Source organism: Ruegeria sp. CDSC051 (assembly GCF_059610665.1).
The window spans coordinates 408492-428893 of record NZ_JBXWOC010000003.1 but is presented as its reverse complement, the minus strand read 5'-3'; the positions used below and the strand labels follow the sequence as shown (position 1 = coordinate 428893).

The 20402-nt window shown below is 55.5% G+C and carries 18 protein-coding genes; 6 read left to right on the top strand and 12 right to left on the bottom strand.

Going from position 1 to position 20402, the window contains the following annotated elements; all coding sequences use genetic code 11:
* Positions 1–294: 294 nt before the first annotated feature.
* From AC2FH0_RS10310 to AC2FH0_RS10285, 6 genes are all read right to left on the bottom strand, one after another.
* The gene (locus tag AC2FH0_RS10310) at positions 295–1131 is read right to left on the bottom strand and encodes a citryl-CoA lyase (protein ID WP_496789258.1); all 837 of its coding nucleotides are present in this window, start codon (positions 1129–1131) and stop codon (positions 295–297) included.
* Positions 1128–3020, bottom strand: coding sequence for a bifunctional sugar phosphate isomerase/epimerase/4-hydroxyphenylpyruvate dioxygenase family protein (locus AC2FH0_RS10305; RefSeq protein WP_496789256.1), 1893 nt, complete (start codon positions 3018–3020; stop codon positions 1128–1130). Before AC2FH0_RS10305 ends, AC2FH0_RS10310 begins: the two co-directional genes overlap by 4 nt.
* Positions 3020–4315 (bottom strand): TRAP transporter large permease, encoded by a 1296-nt coding sequence (locus AC2FH0_RS10300; RefSeq protein ID WP_496692303.1) that lies wholly within the window; start codon positions 4313–4315, stop codon positions 3020–3022. Before AC2FH0_RS10300 ends, AC2FH0_RS10305 begins: the two co-directional genes overlap by 1 nt.
* Positions 4312–4887 (bottom strand): TRAP transporter small permease, encoded by a 576-nt coding sequence (locus AC2FH0_RS10295; RefSeq protein ID WP_496709666.1) that lies wholly within the window; start codon positions 4885–4887, stop codon positions 4312–4314. Before AC2FH0_RS10295 ends, AC2FH0_RS10300 begins: the two co-directional genes overlap by 4 nt.
* Before the next feature lie 30 nt (positions 4888–4917).
* Positions 4918–5928: a TRAP transporter substrate-binding protein DctP gene (gene dctP, locus AC2FH0_RS10290; protein ID WP_496692301.1), complete on the bottom strand. Its 1011-nt coding sequence runs from the start codon at positions 5926–5928 to the stop codon at positions 4918–4920.
* A gap of 100 nt (positions 5929–6028) precedes the next feature.
* Positions 6029–7246, bottom strand: coding sequence for a Gfo/Idh/MocA family protein (locus tag AC2FH0_RS10285; protein WP_496692300.1), 1218 nt, complete (start codon positions 7244–7246; stop codon positions 6029–6031).
* Between the two features lie 74 nt (positions 7247–7320).
* On the opposite strand from AC2FH0_RS10285, the gene AC2FH0_RS10280 reads away from it, so the two are divergent.
* The gene (locus AC2FH0_RS10280; RefSeq protein ID WP_496692299.1) at positions 7321–7974 is read left to right on the top strand and encodes a GntR family transcriptional regulator; all 654 of its coding nucleotides are present in this window, start codon (positions 7321–7323) and stop codon (positions 7972–7974) included.
* A 374-nt stretch (positions 7975–8348) separates the two neighbouring features.
* Here AC2FH0_RS10280 and AC2FH0_RS10275 read toward each other — a convergent pair whose 3' ends face one another.
* Genes AC2FH0_RS10275 through AC2FH0_RS10255 form a run of 5 tightly spaced genes read right to left on the bottom strand, consistent with a single transcriptional unit; the run spans position 8349 to position 11955 of the window.
* Positions 8349–8723, bottom strand: coding sequence for a nuclear transport factor 2 family protein (locus AC2FH0_RS10275; RefSeq protein ID WP_496789254.1), 375 nt, complete (start codon positions 8721–8723; stop codon positions 8349–8351).
* The gene (locus AC2FH0_RS10270; protein WP_496789253.1) at positions 8720–9616 is read right to left on the bottom strand and encodes an alpha/beta hydrolase; all 897 of its coding nucleotides are present in this window, start codon (positions 9614–9616) and stop codon (positions 8720–8722) included. Before AC2FH0_RS10270 ends, AC2FH0_RS10275 begins: the two co-directional genes overlap by 4 nt.
* Positions 9613–10095: a flavin reductase family protein gene (locus AC2FH0_RS10265; protein ID WP_496789251.1), complete on the bottom strand. Its 483-nt coding sequence runs from the start codon at positions 10093–10095 to the stop codon at positions 9613–9615. The genes AC2FH0_RS10270 and AC2FH0_RS10265 overlap by 4 nt, the downstream gene beginning before the upstream one ends.
* Positions 10095–10772, bottom strand: coding sequence for a glutathione S-transferase family protein (locus tag AC2FH0_RS10260; RefSeq protein WP_496692296.1), 678 nt, complete (start codon positions 10770–10772; stop codon positions 10095–10097). The genes AC2FH0_RS10265 and AC2FH0_RS10260 overlap by 1 nt, the downstream gene beginning before the upstream one ends.
* Entirely contained in the window at positions 10765–11955 is a 1191-nt protein-coding gene (locus tag AC2FH0_RS10255) for an LLM class flavin-dependent oxidoreductase (protein ID WP_496789250.1), read from the bottom strand. Before AC2FH0_RS10255 ends, AC2FH0_RS10260 begins: the two co-directional genes overlap by 8 nt.
* A gap of 101 nt (positions 11956–12056) precedes the next feature.
* On the opposite strand from AC2FH0_RS10255, the gene AC2FH0_RS10250 reads away from it, so the two are divergent.
* Positions 12057–12674, top strand: coding sequence for a helix-turn-helix domain-containing protein (locus tag AC2FH0_RS10250; protein WP_142638879.1), 618 nt, complete (start codon positions 12057–12059; stop codon positions 12672–12674).
* A 658-nt stretch (positions 12675–13332) separates the two neighbouring features.
* The gene (gene curA / locus AC2FH0_RS10245) at positions 13333–14364 is read left to right on the top strand and encodes an NADPH-dependent curcumin/dihydrocurcumin reductase (protein ID WP_496787488.1); all 1032 of its coding nucleotides are present in this window, start codon (positions 13333–13335) and stop codon (positions 14362–14364) included.
* Positions 14365–15034: 670 nt separating this feature from the next.
* Here the strand turns inward: curA and AC2FH0_RS10240 are convergent.
* Positions 15035–15466, bottom strand: coding sequence for a hypothetical protein (locus tag AC2FH0_RS10240; protein WP_496701118.1), 432 nt, complete (start codon positions 15464–15466; stop codon positions 15035–15037).
* A 135-nt stretch (positions 15467–15601) separates the two neighbouring features.
* Between AC2FH0_RS10240 and AC2FH0_RS10235 the strand changes: the two genes are divergently transcribed.
* From AC2FH0_RS10235 to AC2FH0_RS10225, 3 genes are all read left to right on the top strand, one after another.
* Positions 15602–17233: an arylsulfatase gene (locus AC2FH0_RS10235; protein ID WP_142638882.1), complete on the top strand. Its 1632-nt coding sequence runs from the start codon at positions 15602–15604 to the stop codon at positions 17231–17233.
* Between the two features lie 97 nt (positions 17234–17330).
* Positions 17331–18308 carry an HAD family hydrolase gene (locus tag AC2FH0_RS10230; protein ID WP_142638883.1) on the top strand — a complete coding sequence of 326 codons (978 nt, stop codon included), beginning with the start codon at positions 17331–17333 and terminating at the stop codon, positions 18306–18308.
* Between the two features lie 56 nt (positions 18309–18364).
* Positions 18365–20308: a multiheme c-type cytochrome gene (locus AC2FH0_RS10225; RefSeq protein WP_496709673.1), complete on the top strand. Its 1944-nt coding sequence runs from the start codon at positions 18365–18367 to the stop codon at positions 20306–20308.
* The last annotated feature ends 94 nt before the right edge of the window (positions 20309–20402 follow it).

The window sequence follows — 20402 nt, the reverse complement described above, 5'->3', positions numbered from 1 at the left end:
TATGGTAATCCAATCGCTCTAAACTGGCGAGGCCCCACAGAGGCATCGTTAAATCGGACGCGTCTGCGCCGTGATCATCACCGGAATAGGCAGGCCAATCAGCCGGAACCCTGGCGCCATCAAGGCGCGCAGGCTCTGGCGATGCCGTATTGATCGGCCTTGGTGCGGTTTTCTAGAAGATCGAGGTTGCCGCAGATCATGACTTTGGCATTGGGAATTTTTGAATGTGGTTTTAGATCGACATCGTTTATACGACCAACGCCAACAGAGCCGGACCGGAAAGATTTCGATGTCTCACATCTCATCATTCCTGTCTTCGTAGAGGGGTAAGTAATTCGGGGGCATAGGGCCTTTGTTCCGACCGCCCTGGTTCATCTGTTCCCAGGCGTGGGCAAGTATTCCAACCGAACGGGACAAGCAAAACAGCCCCCGCGACAGGGGCGCGGGAAAGCCAAGTTCGCAAAAGATCACGGCTGTCGCGCCATCGATGTTCATCGCAATCGGCCGACCGCCCCGTTGACTACCAAGTTCGGCCTGAACCCCTTCTCCGATGTCTGCAAAGCGACCTGAAACCGTGCCTTCATTTGCCGCATTGCGAACGAGCTGCATCAGCCGGGGTGCACGCGGATCGACGGGCTTGTGAAACCGGTGTCCGAAACCTGAAACGAACTTGCCGTAAGTCTCGCGCCAACTGTCCAGACCATTCCGAACAGCATCATTCAGCGATGCCCCGGCATCTATGCGATCGGCGATATCATAATAAAGCTCGGCGCACTGCTCGCCTGCTCCGCCATGTACATCGCCCAGCATATTCACTGCAGTCGCCATCGCATTATTGAGACCTACTCCACAAGTAGCAGCCATGCGCGCAGCCGCAATCGAGGGAGCCTGCGGGCCGTGATCCACACCTGCGACCAGAGCGGCCTCAAACAGGCGCGCCTGAGCATCGCCCGGCAGATCGCCTCGCACCATCATCCAGATCATCTGCGGAAAGGATACATTCCCGATCAGGTCCTCTATGGCGTTGCCACGAAATGCGATGTACCCGGGCTTCATATCGATGATGGAGGTGCGCCACCATTGGCGAACGGCGCGCTCATCACTTGTCATGTTTTCATCCAGTGCGCTCATGGCGTTTGCACCTCTTTCGCCGCCTGAGTTTTCCTTTGCGCGGCGAGGCGAATAGGGGCGTTGCGCGCGCCAAAACCTGCATATCCAGCGCGGCGTTCAACGATTTCAAAGAAAAAGCCGTTGAAAACGGGACGGCTATAGATCTGAAAATACTCTGCTCCCCCCGCGCGATCATAGAGGATATTGCTCCCATGCAGTTGGGTGATCAGGTCGTCACTCACCCCAAAAGTCGCCTGCAGATCAGCATAATAGTTTTCTGGAATAGTCAGGCTGGGGAAACCAGACTTAAGCAGTTGAGCAGAGGTTTCAAAAATATCGTCGGACTGGAAGGCGATATGTTGAACGCCTGCCCCAAAGCCTACTTCAAGGAACGATGCCGCCAGCGTTCGGCGACCGACGGCCCCGTTCAAGTTCAGACGCACTTCGCCTTCGGGGCTTTCGATGGCCTGGCTTTGCACGACGCCCGACGGGTCAGCCACGTTCACTATTGGCGACTTTGCCATGTCGAAGGTCGAGATGTAATACAGCAGCCAGCTTTGCATTTCATCGTGGCGCATTGTCTGTGCCAGATGGTCGATACGGCGCAATCCGGCGGGCTGCATGGCTTTGGTTTTGGCAACCGGCTCGAATTCGATATCCCATACTCGATGCAGATCGGATTTCTCATCGATGAAATGAACGACGTTGCCACCAACACCACGGATTGCAGGGATATCCAGCTCTCCTGTTCCCACCGGTTGTAAGAAATTCGGGGCGCCCAGCGCGGTTGCACGTTGAACCGTCTGATCCGCATCTTTGACACGCAATCCCATGTCACAGACCGATGGACCATGGCCCAGAAACGCCGAATGGGCAAAGCCTTCTTTTTCGGTATTCACAACGATGTTGATCGCGCCTTGCCGCCACAATTCGACAGACTTGGTGACGTGCTTTCGCTCCATTCGAAAACACATTGCTGACAGCAAGTCTGCCAGTTGTGCCCCGCTTGTTTCATCGGCTGCAAACTCTACGAATTCGAAGCCGGACGCATAAACGCGTTCTGGCAGGTTTGGGGTTCCAAAGTCTGCTTTCGGCTCGGTCCGTGATACCTCGTCCAAAAGGTTGACCAGGGACCTATAGCTGTCCCGGGCCAGTGTTCGGGCACCGGGCTGTGCCGCCACTTCGTTCACACGGGCGATAGACCAGGGTCCTATGTAGCCTGCCCTGGCCAGCACGCGCACGAAGCCTGCTAGGTTAAGTGATCCAAGCCCAGGTAGAAGCCCGAAGTGCCTTTTGAGTCTGCGAATATCCATCTCAAGCCGGGGCGCATCGGACAGTTGCACATGGAACAGTCGCTCTCCGGGAATGTCCCTAAGGCGGGCGGGTTTGGAACCGTCAGCGAGCGAGAAGAAAGAGTTTAAAGCCAGTCCAAAGTAAGGGCTGTCAATCGCCTCGACGACGCGCAACGCCTGTTCGTCCGAGCGAATGAGATCGGACCACGGCAAACCCATATAGGCCAAGCGAAGCCCCTTCCCTTTTGCAATCTCGGTCGCTTCGCTGAGGTCTGAGATCACCTGATCCTCGGTGGCAGCAGGGTCCACTTCGAATGCAGAGCCAATTAGCAGCAGATCCGTTCCCAACTCGCTCATCAGATCGAGTTTGCGCTTCAGCCGATCAAAGGCACGTTCCCGCTCGCTGTCGGCCTGGCCTTCAAGGTTATGGAAGGGTTGCAGCAGACAAATCTTCAGTCCGAGATCTGATGCAATGTCCCGAATTCGCGATGGTGGCCCGTCATAAGCGGTCAAATCCGGTTCATGCAACTCGACACCGCTAAAGCCCGCGTCAGCGATTGCACTTAGTTTTTCGGCCAGATCACCGGGGATCGACGTTGTCGAAACCGAGAGACACATTACCCCTGATACCCAAACATACGCGGCAACCACAGAACCAGATCGGGCATCAGCATCATGATCACCAAGGCGAAAATCAACACCGCCAAGAAGGCCCAAATCTCGGAAATGATTTCACGCAGTGGAATATCCGAAACAGCATTAATTACGAACAGCAGAATCCCGTAGGGCGGCGTGATCAGACCGATCATCGAATTCACGACGACCAGCACACCGAAATGCACCAGATCAATACCAAGCGCTTCGCAAGTGGGGATGAACAAGGGCACAATCACCAGAATGATCGTTGTCGCGTCCAAAACGCACCCCAGGGCAAGGATCAGCAAGTTGACGAGGATCAAGAAGACGATCGGACTGACATCCGAACCTTCCAGCAGCGCCGAGATAGACTGTGGGATTTGCTCCTGAATCACGATGAAGTTCAAAATGAACGCGCCACCAATGACAACTCCAACCGCTGCAGAAGAACGGGCGCTGTCAACGAAGACCTGATAAAGGCCACGGAACGACAAGGCGCGATAGAAGAACCCTGCCAGCAGCAGGGCATAGAGTGCGGCCACGGCCGCGGCCTCGGTCGGTGTCGTGACACCCCCGTAGATGCCATAGAGCAGGATGGCGGGCATTAGCAGCGCAGGAAACGCATTGGCGGTTTTGGCGGGCAATTCGCGCAACGGAACAGGTTCTTCCAAGGCAAAGTTCCGCTTTCCGGCCAGATAATAGTTCATCGCCATGAGGACGACGCCCATTATCAGGCCCGGCAGAATACCAGCCAGAAATAACGAACCGATAGAGGCCTTGGAAACGAGCGCATACAATACCATCGGGATTGAGGGCGGAATGATAGGGCCGATTGTTGCCGAGGCAGCCGTGATTGCGGCTGCATAGCCTCGGCTATAGCGGCCATCTTTGGTCATCATCTCAATGATGATTTTACCAATTCCCGCCGCATCCGCGACAGCAGAGCCGGACATGCCGGAAAAGATCAGAGATGCCACTACGTTTACGTGTCCGAGGCCACCCTTGAAACGCCCGACCGCCGCAACGCAGAAGTTCAGCAGTCGATCCGTGATCGACCCCGCATTCATGATATTGGCGGCGACAATGAACAAAGGCACGGCAAGCAGGATCGTGCTTTTGTAGAAGCCTTGTAGGATCTTCTCGCCCGCTAGGGCGACATCCAGTCCGGCCGTGCCTAAATACACCAATGAGGCTAAGAGGATGGAATACCCAATAGGTGTCCCAATGCCCGCCAGAAGAAAAAGAGCGAGCAGGCAGGAAATAAGTTCGATACTCATTTATTTGCTTCCTCGTCGTCTACGACGTCGACACGGGGATGATCGTCAACCACGTTGTACCCAACGACCAGTTCCAACTCTGTTTTTGGAGGGCCATTGCGCAAAACGTCGAAGAATAACCACGCGTATCGCGCTGCTACGACCAGCATGAATACCGCATATATCGAAAACACAGTGCGCAACGGTATCTTCTCGCCCGAGAACGGATTGCGGACAGTCGCTGTCTTGCGGATTTTCATCCAGTCGATGTAGTCCCAGGTCGGCAGGAAGCTATAGAGCATCCCGATCACGATCGCTGCGGCCGCCAGCATTGCAAAGACCTGGCGTACGCGCGTCGGCACCGAAAGATAGATGATGTCGAACTTCACATGATCCCGTTCGCGCACGATAAAGGCGCAGCTGAAGAAGATCACCCAGACCCAAAGAATGCCGATCAATTCCAGCGTCCAACCGGCGGGTGTAAAAAAATACCGCAAGAGAATTTGCAGAAGGAAGATCAGGAAGATTGCCGCCAGCATCCCGCCGGCAATCGCTTCGGTCAGTCGGGAGAACCCCTTGATAAAGGCCTTCATTGCGGTTCTCCCTCTCTTGTCTTGCTGGACTTAGTTGCCCAGAGCGTTAATCCGATCCAGAACCCCCTCGGGCCAAGAGCCAGCGAATTCGCTGTCCAGATACATGGACTGTACCTGATTGCGGAACGCAGCGAGATCAGGTTCGTAGATCTCCATCCCTTGCTCTTTCAGGAAGCTGACAAGGTCCTCTTCTTTCTGAAGCTGCTTTTGGCGACCAGATTCCGCGGCTGCGTCTGCGGCTTCCTGAACTTTAGCCTGCTGTTCCGGTGTCAGCCCGTCCCAGACACCCTTGCCAATGGCGATATAGTTAAGGTCCACCAGATGCGACGTCAGAACGATCTGATTGGTCACTTCATAGAACTTGGCGTCCACCACGGTCGGCAGTGGGTTGTCCTGACCGTCAACCGCACCTGTCGATAGAGCGGTGTAAACCTCTGAGAAGGCCATTGGCGTCGGGGCTGCACCCAGAGCCTTGCCTAGAAATTGCCATGCGTCTGTGCCCGGCATCCGAAGATTCACGCCGTCCAAGTCCGCTGGTGTCGTCACAGTCAGTTCATCTTTGGGCTGGCGCAGGTTCACCTGACGTCGGCCCAGATACATAACCGACAGGAGTTTAACACCCAGCTCTTCCTCAGCCTTTTGCTTGAACGCATCCATCAAGGGATCGGTAAAGACAGCCACCTGATGCGCGGCGTCCTGGTGGACATAGCCAGCAGTAAAGATCGAAAACTCGGGGAAGAACTGCGCGAGTTCCTGCGCCGAGGTAATCGACATTTCCAGGTTGCCCCGGCTGATGGCGTCAAGTTCGGTGCCCTGTGCAAAGATTGTGCCGTTATAGCTGGGCTCATAATTTGCGAACTCGGCAACCATTGGCGCGAAGACATCTGCCATGGCGACCGAGCGCTGGTCGGTTTCCGATCCTGATGTTGCGAGGCGAAGTTGCACTTTGTCTTCCGCCAGCGCACCACTTGTTGCGCTAAACAGAACACCGGTTGCGACAAGGGCTGATACTGCAGCCCTACGGGTAAGTTTGGTAATCACTTTGCTCCTCCCTGAGACATCATCAAGCTTCTTTTTTGCGATTCAGAGTTTTGACCTATTTTGGACATTTTGCAAGATTTTTTACAAAATATCAGATATTTTATACTACTGATACATTTGCCTTTGGTGTATTTAGCAGGCTTTTTATCCTGACCTTCTCGCCCATTCTGCAGGAATTCTGTATAGCTTCAATGACTTGAAGTGTTCTGAAACCTTCCCATCCGGACACAATCGGATCTGCTTCGTGCCGAGCAACTTCAACAAAGTGCCTGAGTTGATTGACCAGCGGATCAGATGCACCCTTCTTCAACACGGTTGATGAGATTGGCGTCCACCAATCCCGTTGATCACCTTGGTAGTTCCATAGTCGAAGATCAGGTACGGACAACGATCCATGAGAACCACCGATCATGTAGCTACTCTCCGCTGTCGACGGATAGATTGGATATTCCCGAGACGTCATCTCCCAGCTCCACGGGGCGACGATGCTGTCGGACACGCTTATGGTCCCAATCGCTCCGCTTTCAAACGTCAACAGCGCCCCGGCGACATCTTCGTTGTCATAACCGCGTTGCGATAAAGCCGACTGCGCCTGTACCGTCACGACCTCTCCGGCCAGATACCGCAGAAGGTCCACATCATGGACAAGATTGACCGAAATGGGTCCTGCACCGGGTTTCTTTCGCCAGGGCGCGGCATCAAAATACTCGTCGGGCTTATAGAACCAGCAATTCGCGTGGACAGCACGAACATCCCCAATCCTCCCATCAACAATAGCTTCTTTGGCTGACTTGATCAGGGGGTTATGCCGACGATGATGTCCGACCATCAGAGGCACATTGGCCCTCTCCGCTTCCTGGACAAGCTCCAGTGCTGCGGCAGCTTCCACGGCGATCGGTTTTTCGACGAGAACAGGACACCCATGTCGCACACATGTAAGGCCTTGTTCGACATGAAGCGTCGTAGGGGTCGCAAGCACAGCGCCGTCCGGCGTCTGAGTTGCAAACATTTCCCCAAGGGTCTCGTAGCATGCCACCCCGTGCTCAACGGCGTAAGCACGACCTTCGTCACTGGGATCGACGACCGCAACAAGGTCAACATGGCGCAACGCCCGGATAGCGTCTGCGTGGCGGCGTCCAACAAGGCCAATGCCAACAATGGCAATGCGAAAGTTCTTAGACACTTTTGCTTCCTTCCGGATGGTTCGAAAAATCCCGAAACCGACATTTGCGACTGAGCTGCATTGCTCAATTTGGACATGAAGGTATTGGGGTTTTCGCGATTCCGCAATAATGTATGATATTTTTATTTTTACCATACATCAGTTGGGATTGCTGATGTCTCCGAAAAATGCTAATTGAACGAAGAAACTGAGAATATCGGGTGAAACGCATGGCGAAACAGCCGTCTACGATAGGTGCAAGCACCTATCAGCGCATCAAGCGGGATATCATCTTCGGGGCGCTGCAACCCGGTTCCAAACTGAAGCTGGACGCATTGAAGGAACGCTATGCGGCGAGCCTTTCGACACTTCGTGAAACCCTAAACAGGCTTGCCAGCGATGGGTTTGTCGAAGCTCCCGAACAACGGGGATTCCTGGTTGCGCCGGTCTCCCGAGAAGACCTGACCGAAATATCAGAGCTGCGTGTCCTGTTGGAATGCCACGCGTTGGAGTTGTCCATTGCGAACGGCGACACGGATTGGGAAGGCAACCTCGTTGCCGCACATCACAAACTGCACCTGATAGAACGGCAACTTCTCAAGGGCGACGAATCCGAGAAAGAAACCTGGAAACGTTATGATTGGGAGTTCCACCAAGCGATGATCGCGGCCTGCAACTCCAAGAACCTTCTGTCTCTGCACTCGATCATCTACGACAAATACTTACGTTATCAGATGCTCGTGCTGACCAATCGTGGCGAAGAAGCCATCAAGGAGCATAAGGGTATGTTCGATGCAGCATTGGCCAGAGACGCGAACACGGCAAAGAGGTTATTGGAAGACCACATTCGAAATGGCCTCGCGCATACCTTGGAGGCTATGTGACCTCTCCCCCCTTTACTGTGACACCGGTACTTTTAAGCTAAGAGCTGAATACGGTGGTGCAGTGCTTCCGATGGCGTCTCAGGATCTAGTTAGAAATCTACATCTTCAGAGTGTCCCTGAGCAGCTTTCCATCATCCGATGATCGTAAAGCGCTTCTTCTCGCTCTCTTCGACAATCCTGTGCAGTTCCTCGAACCGATCCTTGTTCCCATTGGTAATGCCAAGTTTGGGCCTTAGCTGTTTTCGCATCTTTTCATTACGCAATAACGGATTGCGCGAAACGGAGCTTGATTGCCGACGCAGCGGTTTGTCAAAGCGAGATAGGTTCCCTCTTACAAAACTGCTGCGTGCTTGGCTGCATCAAAGGCTGTCGGGTCAGCTTGTACGTTGCTTGTAATAAGTATCTTTATGGACAATCAGCCCGTCTCGGTAGGTCAGGATGTCAACGCTTAGAAACTCTTCTTTTGAACCATCCTTGTGCACGGCTGTACGGCGATATTCGCAATAAGCCTTGTTGCCGGAAATAGCGCAGTCGAGCGTTTCCCAATGCACGTTCGCGACCTTTTCAAACAGGGCTGCAAAAGCACCACGAATGGTTTCGGCTCCTTCCAGACGCACGCCATGTTCTTCGGGGCCAACAGCGTGATCAAATGTAGCGTCGGTTGCGAAGTGTATCATTACGGCATCGATGTCATTGGCGTTAAACGCGTCACCGACAGAGTCGACTAGGTCTCGGGTCAAAGCGGTCATGATTTCGGTCCTTTTCCTTGAAGCATATCGCAAGTGTGTTTGAAGAAGGGGCTCGCCGGGTCGACCAGCACATTCAGTTCGTCAAAGTGATCCACATCGGGCACGAAATAGAGACCTATCTTGCGGTCTGCTGTTTCGTATTTTTCTACATACATTCGAGCCTGTCTGTGGAACTCATCGGTTTCCGCGCCGCCGACGACGACCAGCTGAGGGGCATTGGTACCCGGAGGGTGCTTGGTCATCGGACTTTCGGCCTGGGCTTCTGCCGGATCCATTCGGATGCCCGCATTCAAAGCCTCGGTCAGGCGGACCGGCTCAAGATAGCTGAGCGGTGAGACCGGAATGCCAGATTTAATCAGGTCTGCGGGCAAGTCATCGTCAAATGCCGGCCAATCGGTCGCCATCATCATCTGGGTAATATGGCCGCCAGCGGAATGACCCATAACGCAGAGACGGTCTGGATTGAAGCCCAATGCGCCCGCGTTGCGCCAGACAAAGGACATGGCCTCACGCGCTTCTTCTGAAATTCTCGTGATGGTCACAGACGGGCAAAGATCGTATCCGATGACAACAACATTGAACCCCGCCTCAACAAACGGCGGCGCAATGAAGCTGTAGATCGATTTGTCGCCACGCTGCCAATAACCGCCGTGGAAATAGACCAATGTCGGTGCGGCGGTGTCCGCGCAGCGGAAGACATCCAGCTTTTGTTTTTCGCCTTCTCCATAGCGGATATCTAGGCTGCAATCGGATGTTGCACGCGCGTGCGCGCTGTCGCGGCTCCACCCGGGAATGACGGTCACTTCATAGTCTGGCCGCCCAGCCCGCAAATTGTACTGCGCGTCGAATTCGTCAGGGCTGAACCGGGTGTGGAAAGTCAGGTGATCACTCATGATACTGCCTCCGATTGGGGCGCGGAAAAGAACACGCCGCGACAAAAGACCAGCGGAGGAACGGGTGCATGGGCAAAGTTCACGACACGTCCCAAGAGGATTTCATGATCACCCGCATCAACCCGGTTGTGCACGGTGCATTCCAGATGCGCAGATGCACCGGGGACCAAAGGCGTCTTGGCCCCAGGAGTCCATTCCGTATCGGCAAACCGGTTTTCCACATTGCTGGCAAAATGCAACGCCAAAGCTTTCTGATCCGCGGACAGGATGTTGACCGCGAAATGATCAGACCTGGACAGCGTCGGGAACACGCGACCCGATTTTGCGACACAGACAGAGATCACAGGCGGCTCGAGTGAGACCGAGGTGAAGGAGTTGGCGGTCAGGCCCCATGGCATGCCCTCGGGGTCATAAGTGGCCACGATTGTGACCCCTGTCGGAAAAGCGCCAAGCGCATGGCGAAAGTCACGCAGGTCCATCACAGAACTCCTTCGCTGACGCAGGCCTTTTCAAGGGCGGCCCACTCATCCGGGTTTGTGCCGAAATGACGCATGACGTGACCCCGGTATGCAGGGCGTTCCGCCAATCGTTCATACCACGCTTCGACATTGGGCAACGGTGGGCGGTCGACCTCGACATTGAAATAGCGGTACGCCACGCAACCCAGCGGAATATCCGCCATGGTAAAGCTGTCGCCACAGACATAGGCCTTATCCGCAAGGTGCTGATCCAGAATGGTCAGCGCTTCATGCGCCTCATCGCGAAGTTTGGCGATCTGTTCCTGGTCCCGTTGGTCGGATTGGGTGCGCACAGTTGCAAAAAACAGGTAAATCACCGGCCCGAAGGCGCGGCTGGCGGACCACTCCATCCATTGATCCGCGATGGCGCGGGTCTGTAGGTCAGAGGGGCTAAACGTTCCCGCGCCGTACCGGTCGCAGAGATACCGCACAATGGCGAGGCTTTCCCAAAGCGCGAAATCCCCATCGCGGATCGCCGGGATCATTTTGTTGGGATTGATCTGCGCGTACATATCAGTGTCGAGCTTGCCAAAGCTGCCCCCGGCCAGTTGCAGCGTATAGTCCAATCCCAACTCATTGGCTGTCCAAATCACCGGAATAACGTTTGACGAATAGGGCCGCCCCCAAATCTCAAGCATGCTCCAACATCCTTTTCTGCGCGATGGATTGTGTCCCGAATTTTGGAACGACATGCTCAAACAGTCGATGCCAACTGGACAGGATTTTCTCGTAGGGAACGCCCGTGTATTGCTGCATCAACATGAGGTGGTCGAGGCCGATGGTTTCCTGCCGCTCGGCAAAACGATCCGCTACATATTCGGCGTCACCAACCACAATGATCCCGCGTTTATTGAGGAAATCGAACCAATCCATCTCTTCGTCCTCAGAAGTCATCTCTTCACCGACATCAAGATAGCCATGTTTTGTCCACTCGCCCTTGGGGCGCGACCCGCCGAGGAATTCGTAATAGGCATTGATCGGGCCACGAATGGTGTTCACCGCCTCCTCCATGCTTTCACCGACATAGAACGCCGTGCAGACGCCAACGCCTTCTCCTGGTTTCACATCGCGCCCTTCACGTTTGGACAGCGCCTCGCGGTAGGGTTCCCAGCAGGCCAGTGTCGCCTTGGGTCCAGCGGCCATCGAGATCACACCCCACCCTTTTTCACCAGCAAGCTTGAATGTGGGAGGCGCATTCGACATGAGCCAGACCGGCGGGTGCGGATCAGAATACGGGCGTGGATGCACGTATATCGCTTTGTACTCGCCATTCTCGTCGTGATAGCGCGGGTCCAGCGGTTCAAAAAAACGGTTGGTTTCTTTCCAGCCTGGAACTGGGAACTCATAGAACTCACCTTGATGGGTGAAGGCGTCGTTGGTCCACGCCTTAAGAATAATATCCAGGCTCTCTTGATAGAGGCGCATCACCTTGGCGTTGTCGCGCCGATCCGCATCCGAGTTGAACTGGATGGTCGAGCGCTCATTGATGCCCTTGGCGACACCAAAATCGAACCGGCCCAGCGACATGTTATCCAGCATCGCCGCGTCTTCGGCCACGCGCAATGGGTGCCAGTCCGGCAAGATAATGGGTGCAGTTCCAACCCGCAGTTTTTTGCAATGAGCAGCCACATGCGTACCCATCTGGATCGGGTTGGGCGGTGCGTTCATATAGCCGTTATGGGCAAAGTGATGTTCTGTGAACCAGGCGGTCGTGAATCCAGCCTGCTCTGCCAGCGAACATTGTTCGAGGATCATCTCCAATGTCCGGGTCCAGGGAATCGTCTCACCAGGACTGAAATTGGCAATCAAATCAAAGCGCATAGCGATCTCCCGGACAGATGTGGTAAGTTGAATTGTCACCCAATTTTCAACTAAGTTGAATTTTACTCGAAAAATCAACAAAAATCTCTTATCCCGAATGCATGAATAGCAACGTTACTGATACTGACACTCAACGGCTTGGCAGCGAAATCCGCGAAGTGCGCAAGGCGCGTGGCCTGACGTTACAAGACCTTTCGGAAACGGTATCCTGCTCGACGGCGTATCTGAGCCGGATCGAGCTGGGATCAGCAAAAGCATCGGCGGAGCTTCTGCGAGAGATCAGCGAAGCGCTCTCGGTCGATCCCAACTGGTTCTTTCCCAAGCAATCGGGTGCCGGACCATTGGAGCGCAAACACGTCGTACGCAAAGAAAATCGCAGGGCGCTTTCCAACATGTACACGCGAACAACCCAGGAGTTGGGATTCGAAGACGAACTGCTATCCAGCACACTATCCGGACAATGCTATCTGATCCTGTCACGGTTCCGCCCAGGAGCCGGTACACCGCCTGAACCCCAGGAAGGTTATTCTTTCGAGGGCGAGCAACATGCGATCGTCTTGAGTGGCGAAGTGGAGCTGCGCCTTGGTGAAGAAATCATAGTTCTTCGCAAAGGCGACAGCTTTTCCTACCCTTCAATGATCGCGCATCGGTTCCGCAACCGGACTGACAAAGAGGCCACAATGGTCTGGGCGATGTCGCCAATACGAATTACTTGGTGATTGTTGGCCAGCTATCACTATTGTGAGAATTGCTTTTGATACAAAGCAACTGATAATGGCATTCGGAAAAGCCCACAGATCTGACCTAACTGCTTGGGCCAAAACCAGTCATTTGGTCAATAGAGACAACAGTTGGCTTTGTCCTGCGACCTGGAAATTCGACCACTAATCGTCGCCACGGTCTGCATGAATGGTTATCCTTTCCGCTGAACAGCGGCACCAGATCCTCCACTCGCGCTGCATTTGAGACGCTGCGTGCGCTTGCAGCTCACCAACGCGATCTCGCTCTCTTCGATATGACCATCGACAGTAAATTGTGCGGCTGTGACTTGGTCACGATTGAAGTCTTTTATGTCCTGGCTTCTGGTCAGCCCCATGAGCAGGCTTCAGACCTGCAAAGCAAGACTCGGAGACCCCTCCATTTCGAGATTCTTGAAGGAACCAGAACCTCAGTCGAGAGGTGAATGGAAGACGAACCTAGGGTCGGGTTTGATTACTTTTTAGCAGGGCGTTTCCATGAGCGTTTGGGCATTTCAATGCGCAGATCGTGCGTGATTGGGCCACGTCTATAGGTTTTTCGAACTCGTTAGTGCTGTCGTGTTGCTCTGCAGCGGAATTTGGTCTCTGTTGCGAGAAAGCCGTCTTATGAGAGGTCACAATGCCCCAAGCATCCGCCACCAATCGTCGTATTGTTCTCGCCAATCGCCCAACCGGACAACCGGACGAGAATACATTGCGCCTGGAAACCACGAGCGTTCCTGAACCTGGACCAGACGAAATGCTGGTACGTACGGTGTACCTGTCGTTGGATCCTTACATGCGTGGCCGAATGAATGACGCAAAATCCTATGCCGAACCCGTTCCGATTGGCGGTGTTATGACGGCGCAGGTCGTCGGGCAGGTGGTCAAATCCAACATCGAAGGATACGAAGTCGGAGAGTATGTGCTCAATACAAGCGGGTGGCAGGATTTTGCTGTCTCAGACGGAACGCAGGTCGTTAAGTTGGGTAAATCTCCGGACAACCCGTCTTGGTCGCTCGGAATTCTCGGAATGCCAGGCTACACGGCTTATGCCGGGCTTCTGAAAATCGGGGAGCCAAAAGCCGGTGAAACAGTTGTTGTGGCTGCCGCAGCCGGCCCGGTAGGCGCAACAGTCGGTCAGATCGCAAAGCTAAAAGGATGTCGTGTAGTGGGCATCGCAGGCGGTTCTGAAAAATGTGCTCATGTAGTCGAAAACCTTGGATTTGACGCATGTTTGGACCATCGATCTGATGATCTGGCAGCGCAACTGCGCGAGGCTTGTCCAAGTGGAATTGACGTGTATTTCGAAAACGTTGGCGGCAAAGTTCTCTATGCCGTATTGCCGCTCTTGAACCCGTTTGCACGGGTGCCCGTCTGCGGGATTGTATCCTGGTACAACCTGCCCGGCCTACCGGACGGCCCGGATATGGGCCCTGCGATCATGGGCACGATCCTGCGGATGAAAGTCAGAATGCAGGGTTTCATAATCTTCGACAACTTTGGTGCCGACGTGTATCAGGAGTTTGTCCGCGATATGACGGCTTGGCTCAAAAACGGTTCAATAAGCTACAAGGAACATATGGTTGAGGGGCTGGAAAATGCTCCGGAAGCATTCAATCAACTGCTGGCCGGGGGAAACTTTGGAAAGATGGTCGTAAAAGTTGGTTAGCCGGACACACAGCCAGACATTGCATCGTTCTTTGGATGGTTCCATCGTCAAAGTAACGGCCCAAAGCTGCAGTTGAGCCAAAGGTTCGATCTTCTCGGCTGATCCCGAAATCTGCCATTCGGGCTACTGGAAGGATGCGCCACTTTCAGAAGTTTAGTCGCCCGTCACGGCATTCGGATGACGCTCGAAAGGGATTTTGCGTGCGGGCACATTGCTCTGGGAGGCGTATATGTCGCCAGCGGCGACGCAAATGCAGCCGTCGACGCTGTGCATCAGTCACTTATCCTCGAACCTAACGGATACGAGGCTAACCTCTTCATGGGTTTCTATCTCCAGTTTGCGGGGGACGCCGCAAGTGCCGTGGACTATCTGTTGATCGCCAAACGTCTTAGTCCTGTGCAGACTTACGTGTAGACGCTGCCCTATGAATGTTCGCTCCAACAACCGGGTCTCTAGGTTGGTGCATCTCACCTTAGTGCAGACTGGGCTGATCGTGTTGAAAAACTCCGATTTTCGTGAAGATGGGTGAAATACTTGCCTGCAGGAGGCCTTTCCGAGAATTCGTCGAGGGGGAATTCGCGTTGACAATGTCCGCGGCTCTCAGGGCCCCTACCAAGCACAGGGTTTCAATTTAGCCGCCGTAACGGATTCTGGCGGAAAAATGCAGCCGTCAGATACTCGAGTTTTTCAACACAATCGGCTCATAGCGGCCATCGAAGCAAACGCAGCATTCGATGATATTGTAATACGTCAACGTCGGGTTGGCGCTGACGTCAGACATCTCCCATCCCTCTTCAGGCGGAATTTGTCCGGCACCTTGCATGTAAATTTTCTGCTCCGGATCGCCGAAGAAGCCGAGACAGAAGCCTAGTGAAACCGCCTGCGCCACTTCGCGGAGCGCATCCACAAAGGCCGGGTCTGTGTCCTGACTTTCATCGGCAAAGATGACCGGAAAGCCTGCTGTGCGCGTGGGCCTCCAGCTTGTGCGCCAAGGACTCCGCTTGCAGGCCATGGCAGTTCCTGATGACGTGCCGGTCCGCAACGGCCTAGACACAATGGCCGACAACCGAAAGATTGCCCAAAAAAGAAAGTGTTGCGCCATACATTCAACTTATGGATAGTTGATCCCACTCGAAATGTTCTACGGGCGGACAAAGGCGAGCAAAGCCTCTCGCTTGGTGCTTGTCTGCGACCAACTCAAGTTTCACTGTTAGCGAATGTGAGGGAGTGACCGATTATGCCAGTTTCGTATTTGAACAGGGCCGTCGCGGCCGGGTTCCTGATTTTAAGCATTGGGATTGCGCCGGCGCTTGCCCAAGAAGGCAGCGCGGGCGGCAAGCCGAACGTTCTCGTCATTTGGGGCGACGACATCGGCCAGTCCAATATCTCCGCATACACAATGGGGTTGATGGGTTATCAAACGCCGAATATCGACCGGGTTGCCAGAGAAGGTATGATCTTCACCGACTACTACGGTGAACAATCCTGCACGGCTGGCCGGTCATCCTTTATCATGGGCCAGTCGGTCTTCCGCACCGGCCTTTCCAAGGTCGGCCTGCCCGGTGCCAAGGAAGGTATGCAGATCGAAGATCCCACCATTGCCGGCCTCCTCAAAGCCGAAGGCTATGCCACCGGTCAATTCGGCAAGAACCATCTGGGAGACCGGGATGAACACCTTCCGACGAACCACGGTTTCGATGTGTTTTTCGGAAATCTCTACCATCTGAACGCCGAAGAAGAGCCGGAAAACGAGGACTACCCGAAGGATATGGTGTTCGCAGACGGCACGACGTTCCTTGAACGGTTCGGTCCGCGTGGTGTTTTGAACGTGACAGCGACCTACGGCGAAAATGAAATCACGCAGAATATCGAGGATACCGGGGCTCTGACCCGGAAGCGGATGGAGATTGTGGACGACGAGACATCAGATGCTGCAATTGCCTGGATGGAGGAACAGACCAACGCCGGCACCCCTTGGTTCCTGTGGTGGAGCGGCACACGGATGCATTTCCGTACCCACGTCAGCGAAGAGAACCGCGCGCTCGCGGATGAGTTATACAATGGGGAAAAAGCTGATGAATACACTGCCGGCATGATCGAACACGACATGGATATCGGCAAGTTCCTCGAAAAGCTTGACGAGCTCGGCATCGCCGATAACACCATCGTGTTCTATTCCACTGATAACGGCGTCCATATGAACACATGGCCGGATGCCGGAATGACCCCGTTCTGGGGCGAGAAGAACACCCAGTGGGAAGGCGCCTGGCGGGTGCCTGCTATGGTCCGCTGGCCCAGTAATATCGCGCCCGGAACTATCTCGAACGAGATCGTGCATCACATGGATTGGCTGCCAACATTCCTGGCCGCTGCAGGCAATGAAACCATCAAGGAAGATTTGCTCGAAGGCATCACCGTTCCGGAAATGGCAGGCCGCGAGTATCGCGTCCATCTCGACGGCTACAACCTATTGCCAATGCTCAAGGGTGACACGGACAAGAGCCCGCGTAATGAGATCTTCTACTTCACTGACGACGGCGACCTCGCGGCGATCCGGCTCAACAACTGGAAGATCACCTTCCTCGAGCAGAAGGCCTGGGGAACTCTCCGGGCCTGGATGGAGCCGCTGACGCCGCTGCGCGTGCCGCTGATCTTCAACCTGCGCCGCGACCCTTATGAACGCGGTTACCGGACGTCGAACACCTATTACGACTGGCTGATGGACCACGCCTTCATGCTGGTGCCGGCCCAGGCTTATGTTGGGCAGTTCCTGGCAACCTTCGAAGAATACCCGCCACGGCAGGAGGCGGCTTCGTTCAGCCTCGACAAGGTAATGGAGAAGCTGTCGCAGCCGGGCGGCTCGCAGTAGACTCATCCCACTTCGTCCCGACGGAGTATTCCGTCGGGGCGCCTAATTTTCCGGTTGCCTCGGCATCCCTTTCCCTGCATTTGCGGAGGTTGTCCCTATGCGTGCTCTGCTAATTTCAATTCCTTTGACAATTCTGTTTGCATCAGCTCCGCTCGCTGACCCTTTGCCGTCTTGGACGGATACGGCCACCAAGGATCGGATCATTGCGTTTGTCGAAGGCATAACGGACCCGGATTCACCTGATTATGTCACCCCGGCCGCGCGTATTGCGACCTTCGACAATGACGGCACGCTCTGGGCAGAACAGCCGGTCTACTTTCAACTGCTATTTGCCATCGACCGATTGAAAGAAATGGCTGCCGCTGATCCCGGGGTGCTCACGTCTGACGTGCTGCGGGCCGCAGTCGAAGGCGACATGGAGACAGTGGCCGCCTCGGGCACTGAGGGACTGTTGGAAATCGTCTCCACCACCCACTCCGGCCTGACGGTGGACGAGTTCCAGGCGGTCGTGCGCAGCTGGCTGGACACGGCCAGGCATTCCGGCACAGGCCTGGCCTATGACCAAATGGTCTATCAACCCATGCTGGAGCTCTTGACCTATCTACGCGATGAAGGCTTCCGTACCTACATCGCCTCAGGCGGCGGCCTGCATTTCATCCGGGTGTTCTCTGAAAGCGCCTATAACATTCCGCCCGAGCAGGTCATCGGATCCATCGGAAATGGCAGTTATTCCGCCGGGGACGGACCGCCGCGGGTGATGAAGGACCCCGGTTTATTCTTCATCGACGACAAGGCAGGTAAGCCCGTTGCTATCGAGGCCCGCATCGGGCGCCGGCCGGTGATCGCAGTAGGAAATTCCGATGGAGACTTCCAGATGCTTGAGTGGACTACTGCGGGCGATGGTGCGCGGCTGGGCATCCTGCTGCACCATACTGACAGCGAACGCGAATACGCTTACGGCCGTGAAAGCCATATCGGGCAGCTTGCACGCGGACTTGATGAAGCAGCCAGCCGCGGTTGGCTGGTAATCGACATGGCCCGTGATTGGGAGCGGATCTGGCCGAGCCGCGAATGAAGCCCTGCACCATCCCTGTCCATGAACGACCCAGAAAATCGGATGGCCCTCTGAAAATGCAGATTGTAGTCTTGATCCTTCTCTTGCTGCTGGGTCTGCCAGCGATGGCCCAGAGCCTTGACGGCTACTTGGGGTCGGATCGTTGCACCGGTTGCCATAAGGACAGTGCCGCAGGCTGGGCAGGATCGCATCACGCTCAGGCCTGGACAACGCCGTCGCGGGAGACGGTCGCAGGTGACTTCGGCGGAACGGCCTTTCACCATGACGGTATGACCGCCCGGTTTCAGACAGGAGCTGAGGGCGGATACTACGTCGAGGTGATCGAAAAGGATGGATCGCAGGCGGAATACAAAGTGCATTCGGTTGCGGGGATCGAACCGCTGCAGCAATATCTTCTCGAGACCGAACCGGGGCAGCTGCAGAGTTTTGACGTGGTCTGGGACACCGAAGAGGGGAAGTGGTTCCACCTTTATCCGGACCAGACCCTGCCCCCGTTGGATGGTCTGCATTGGACGGGTCCCTACAAGACCTGGAATGCGCGCTGTGCGGAGTGCCACGCCACCGGGTTCCGCAAAAACTACGACGCACGCCGTTTAAGCTATGCATCAACCCAGGTCGAAATAGGCGTTGGCTGCGAGGCCTGCCACGGACCGGGAAAGGACCACGTTGATTGGGCTGATACGTGGGAAACGACAAGGACACCGCCGCCCGCAAACCATGGATTTCCTGTGGATTTCGCCGATCCTCGGCAGGCAGTCGAACAATGTGCGACGTGCCATTCCAGACGCGAAGCCAACTTGGACGGCAACCCGGTGCCAGGCACGCGTTTTCATGATGCCTACACGCTCGCACTTTTGCGCCCAGGACTTTACCACGCGGACGGGCAGATCCAGGACGAGGTCTATGTCTACGGCTCCTTTCTGCAATCTAAGATGCACGCTCGGGGCGTGACTTGCCTGAATTGCCACGGCGCACACAGTCTGGACCTGAAGGCAGAAGGCAACGGCCTTTGCACCCAATGCCACAGCCCAGCGGGTAATCCGGACTTCCCAACACTCACAGCAGCGGACTACGACAGCCCTGCACATCACTTCCACCCGGAAAGCAGCGCCGGAGCGAAGTGCCAGTCCTGCCACATGCCAGAACGCGTCTACATGGGCAACGACTGGCGCGCCGATCACTCCTTCCGCATTCCCCGGCCGGATCTTTCGCCGGTGACGGGAGCACCGGATGCCTGCACCGCCTGCCACCGCGGCCAGGACGCAGCCTGGGCAGCTGCACAGATTTCCGCTTGGTATCCGGACGACAGAAACCGTGGCCGGCATTACGGGGAGGTGCTGGCGCGGGGACGTGCCGATGCAGCAGCGGCGGCCGGCGACTTGACCACGCTTGCGCAGAATACCAGCCAGCCGGGCATCGTGCGGGCCACTGCGCTCTGGCTTCTGGAGCAGTCCAACGACCCGCTGTTCGCCGCTAGGCTGACGGACCTGCTGCGGGACCCGGATCCGCTTGTCCGCGCTGCCGCGGCCTCTCTGCAGCGCCTTGCACCGCTTCAGGAAAGGGGCAAGCGCCTGGCCGATGTCTTTGCCGACCCTGCCCGCAATGTGCGCATGGCCGCTGCCCGCGCGATGCTGGGTGATACGGAGAACGGCCTCCAGAATGGAACCGCCAGAGAGCTGCAAGCCGCCATGGCTGAATGGCAGTATGCCATGGCAAACCGGCTCGATTTTCCTGAAACCCACCTCCAACTGGGCGGTGTGGCACTGACCATGCGCAACATGGGCATGGCCACATCCGCGTTCCGTGAGGTGGTGCGGCTGGATCCGCAACGGCTGGATGCATGGATGATGCTGGCCAGGATCACAGCGGCAACCCAAGGACGCGTTGCTGCCGCCGCGGTTGTGGCAGAAGCTCTGTCAGCCAATCCGGAACATCCCACACTTCTGGCCACACAGGCAGAGCTGGAAGGAAAACCTGCGCCGCAAGGAGATAGCGAGTGACTGCTCTTGCCAGAATCCGGAACCTCAGAGCGGACCGCTGAGCTGCTCAGCTTCTGCTATCTCTGAAGCCACCCGGCACACAATGAAATGTTAG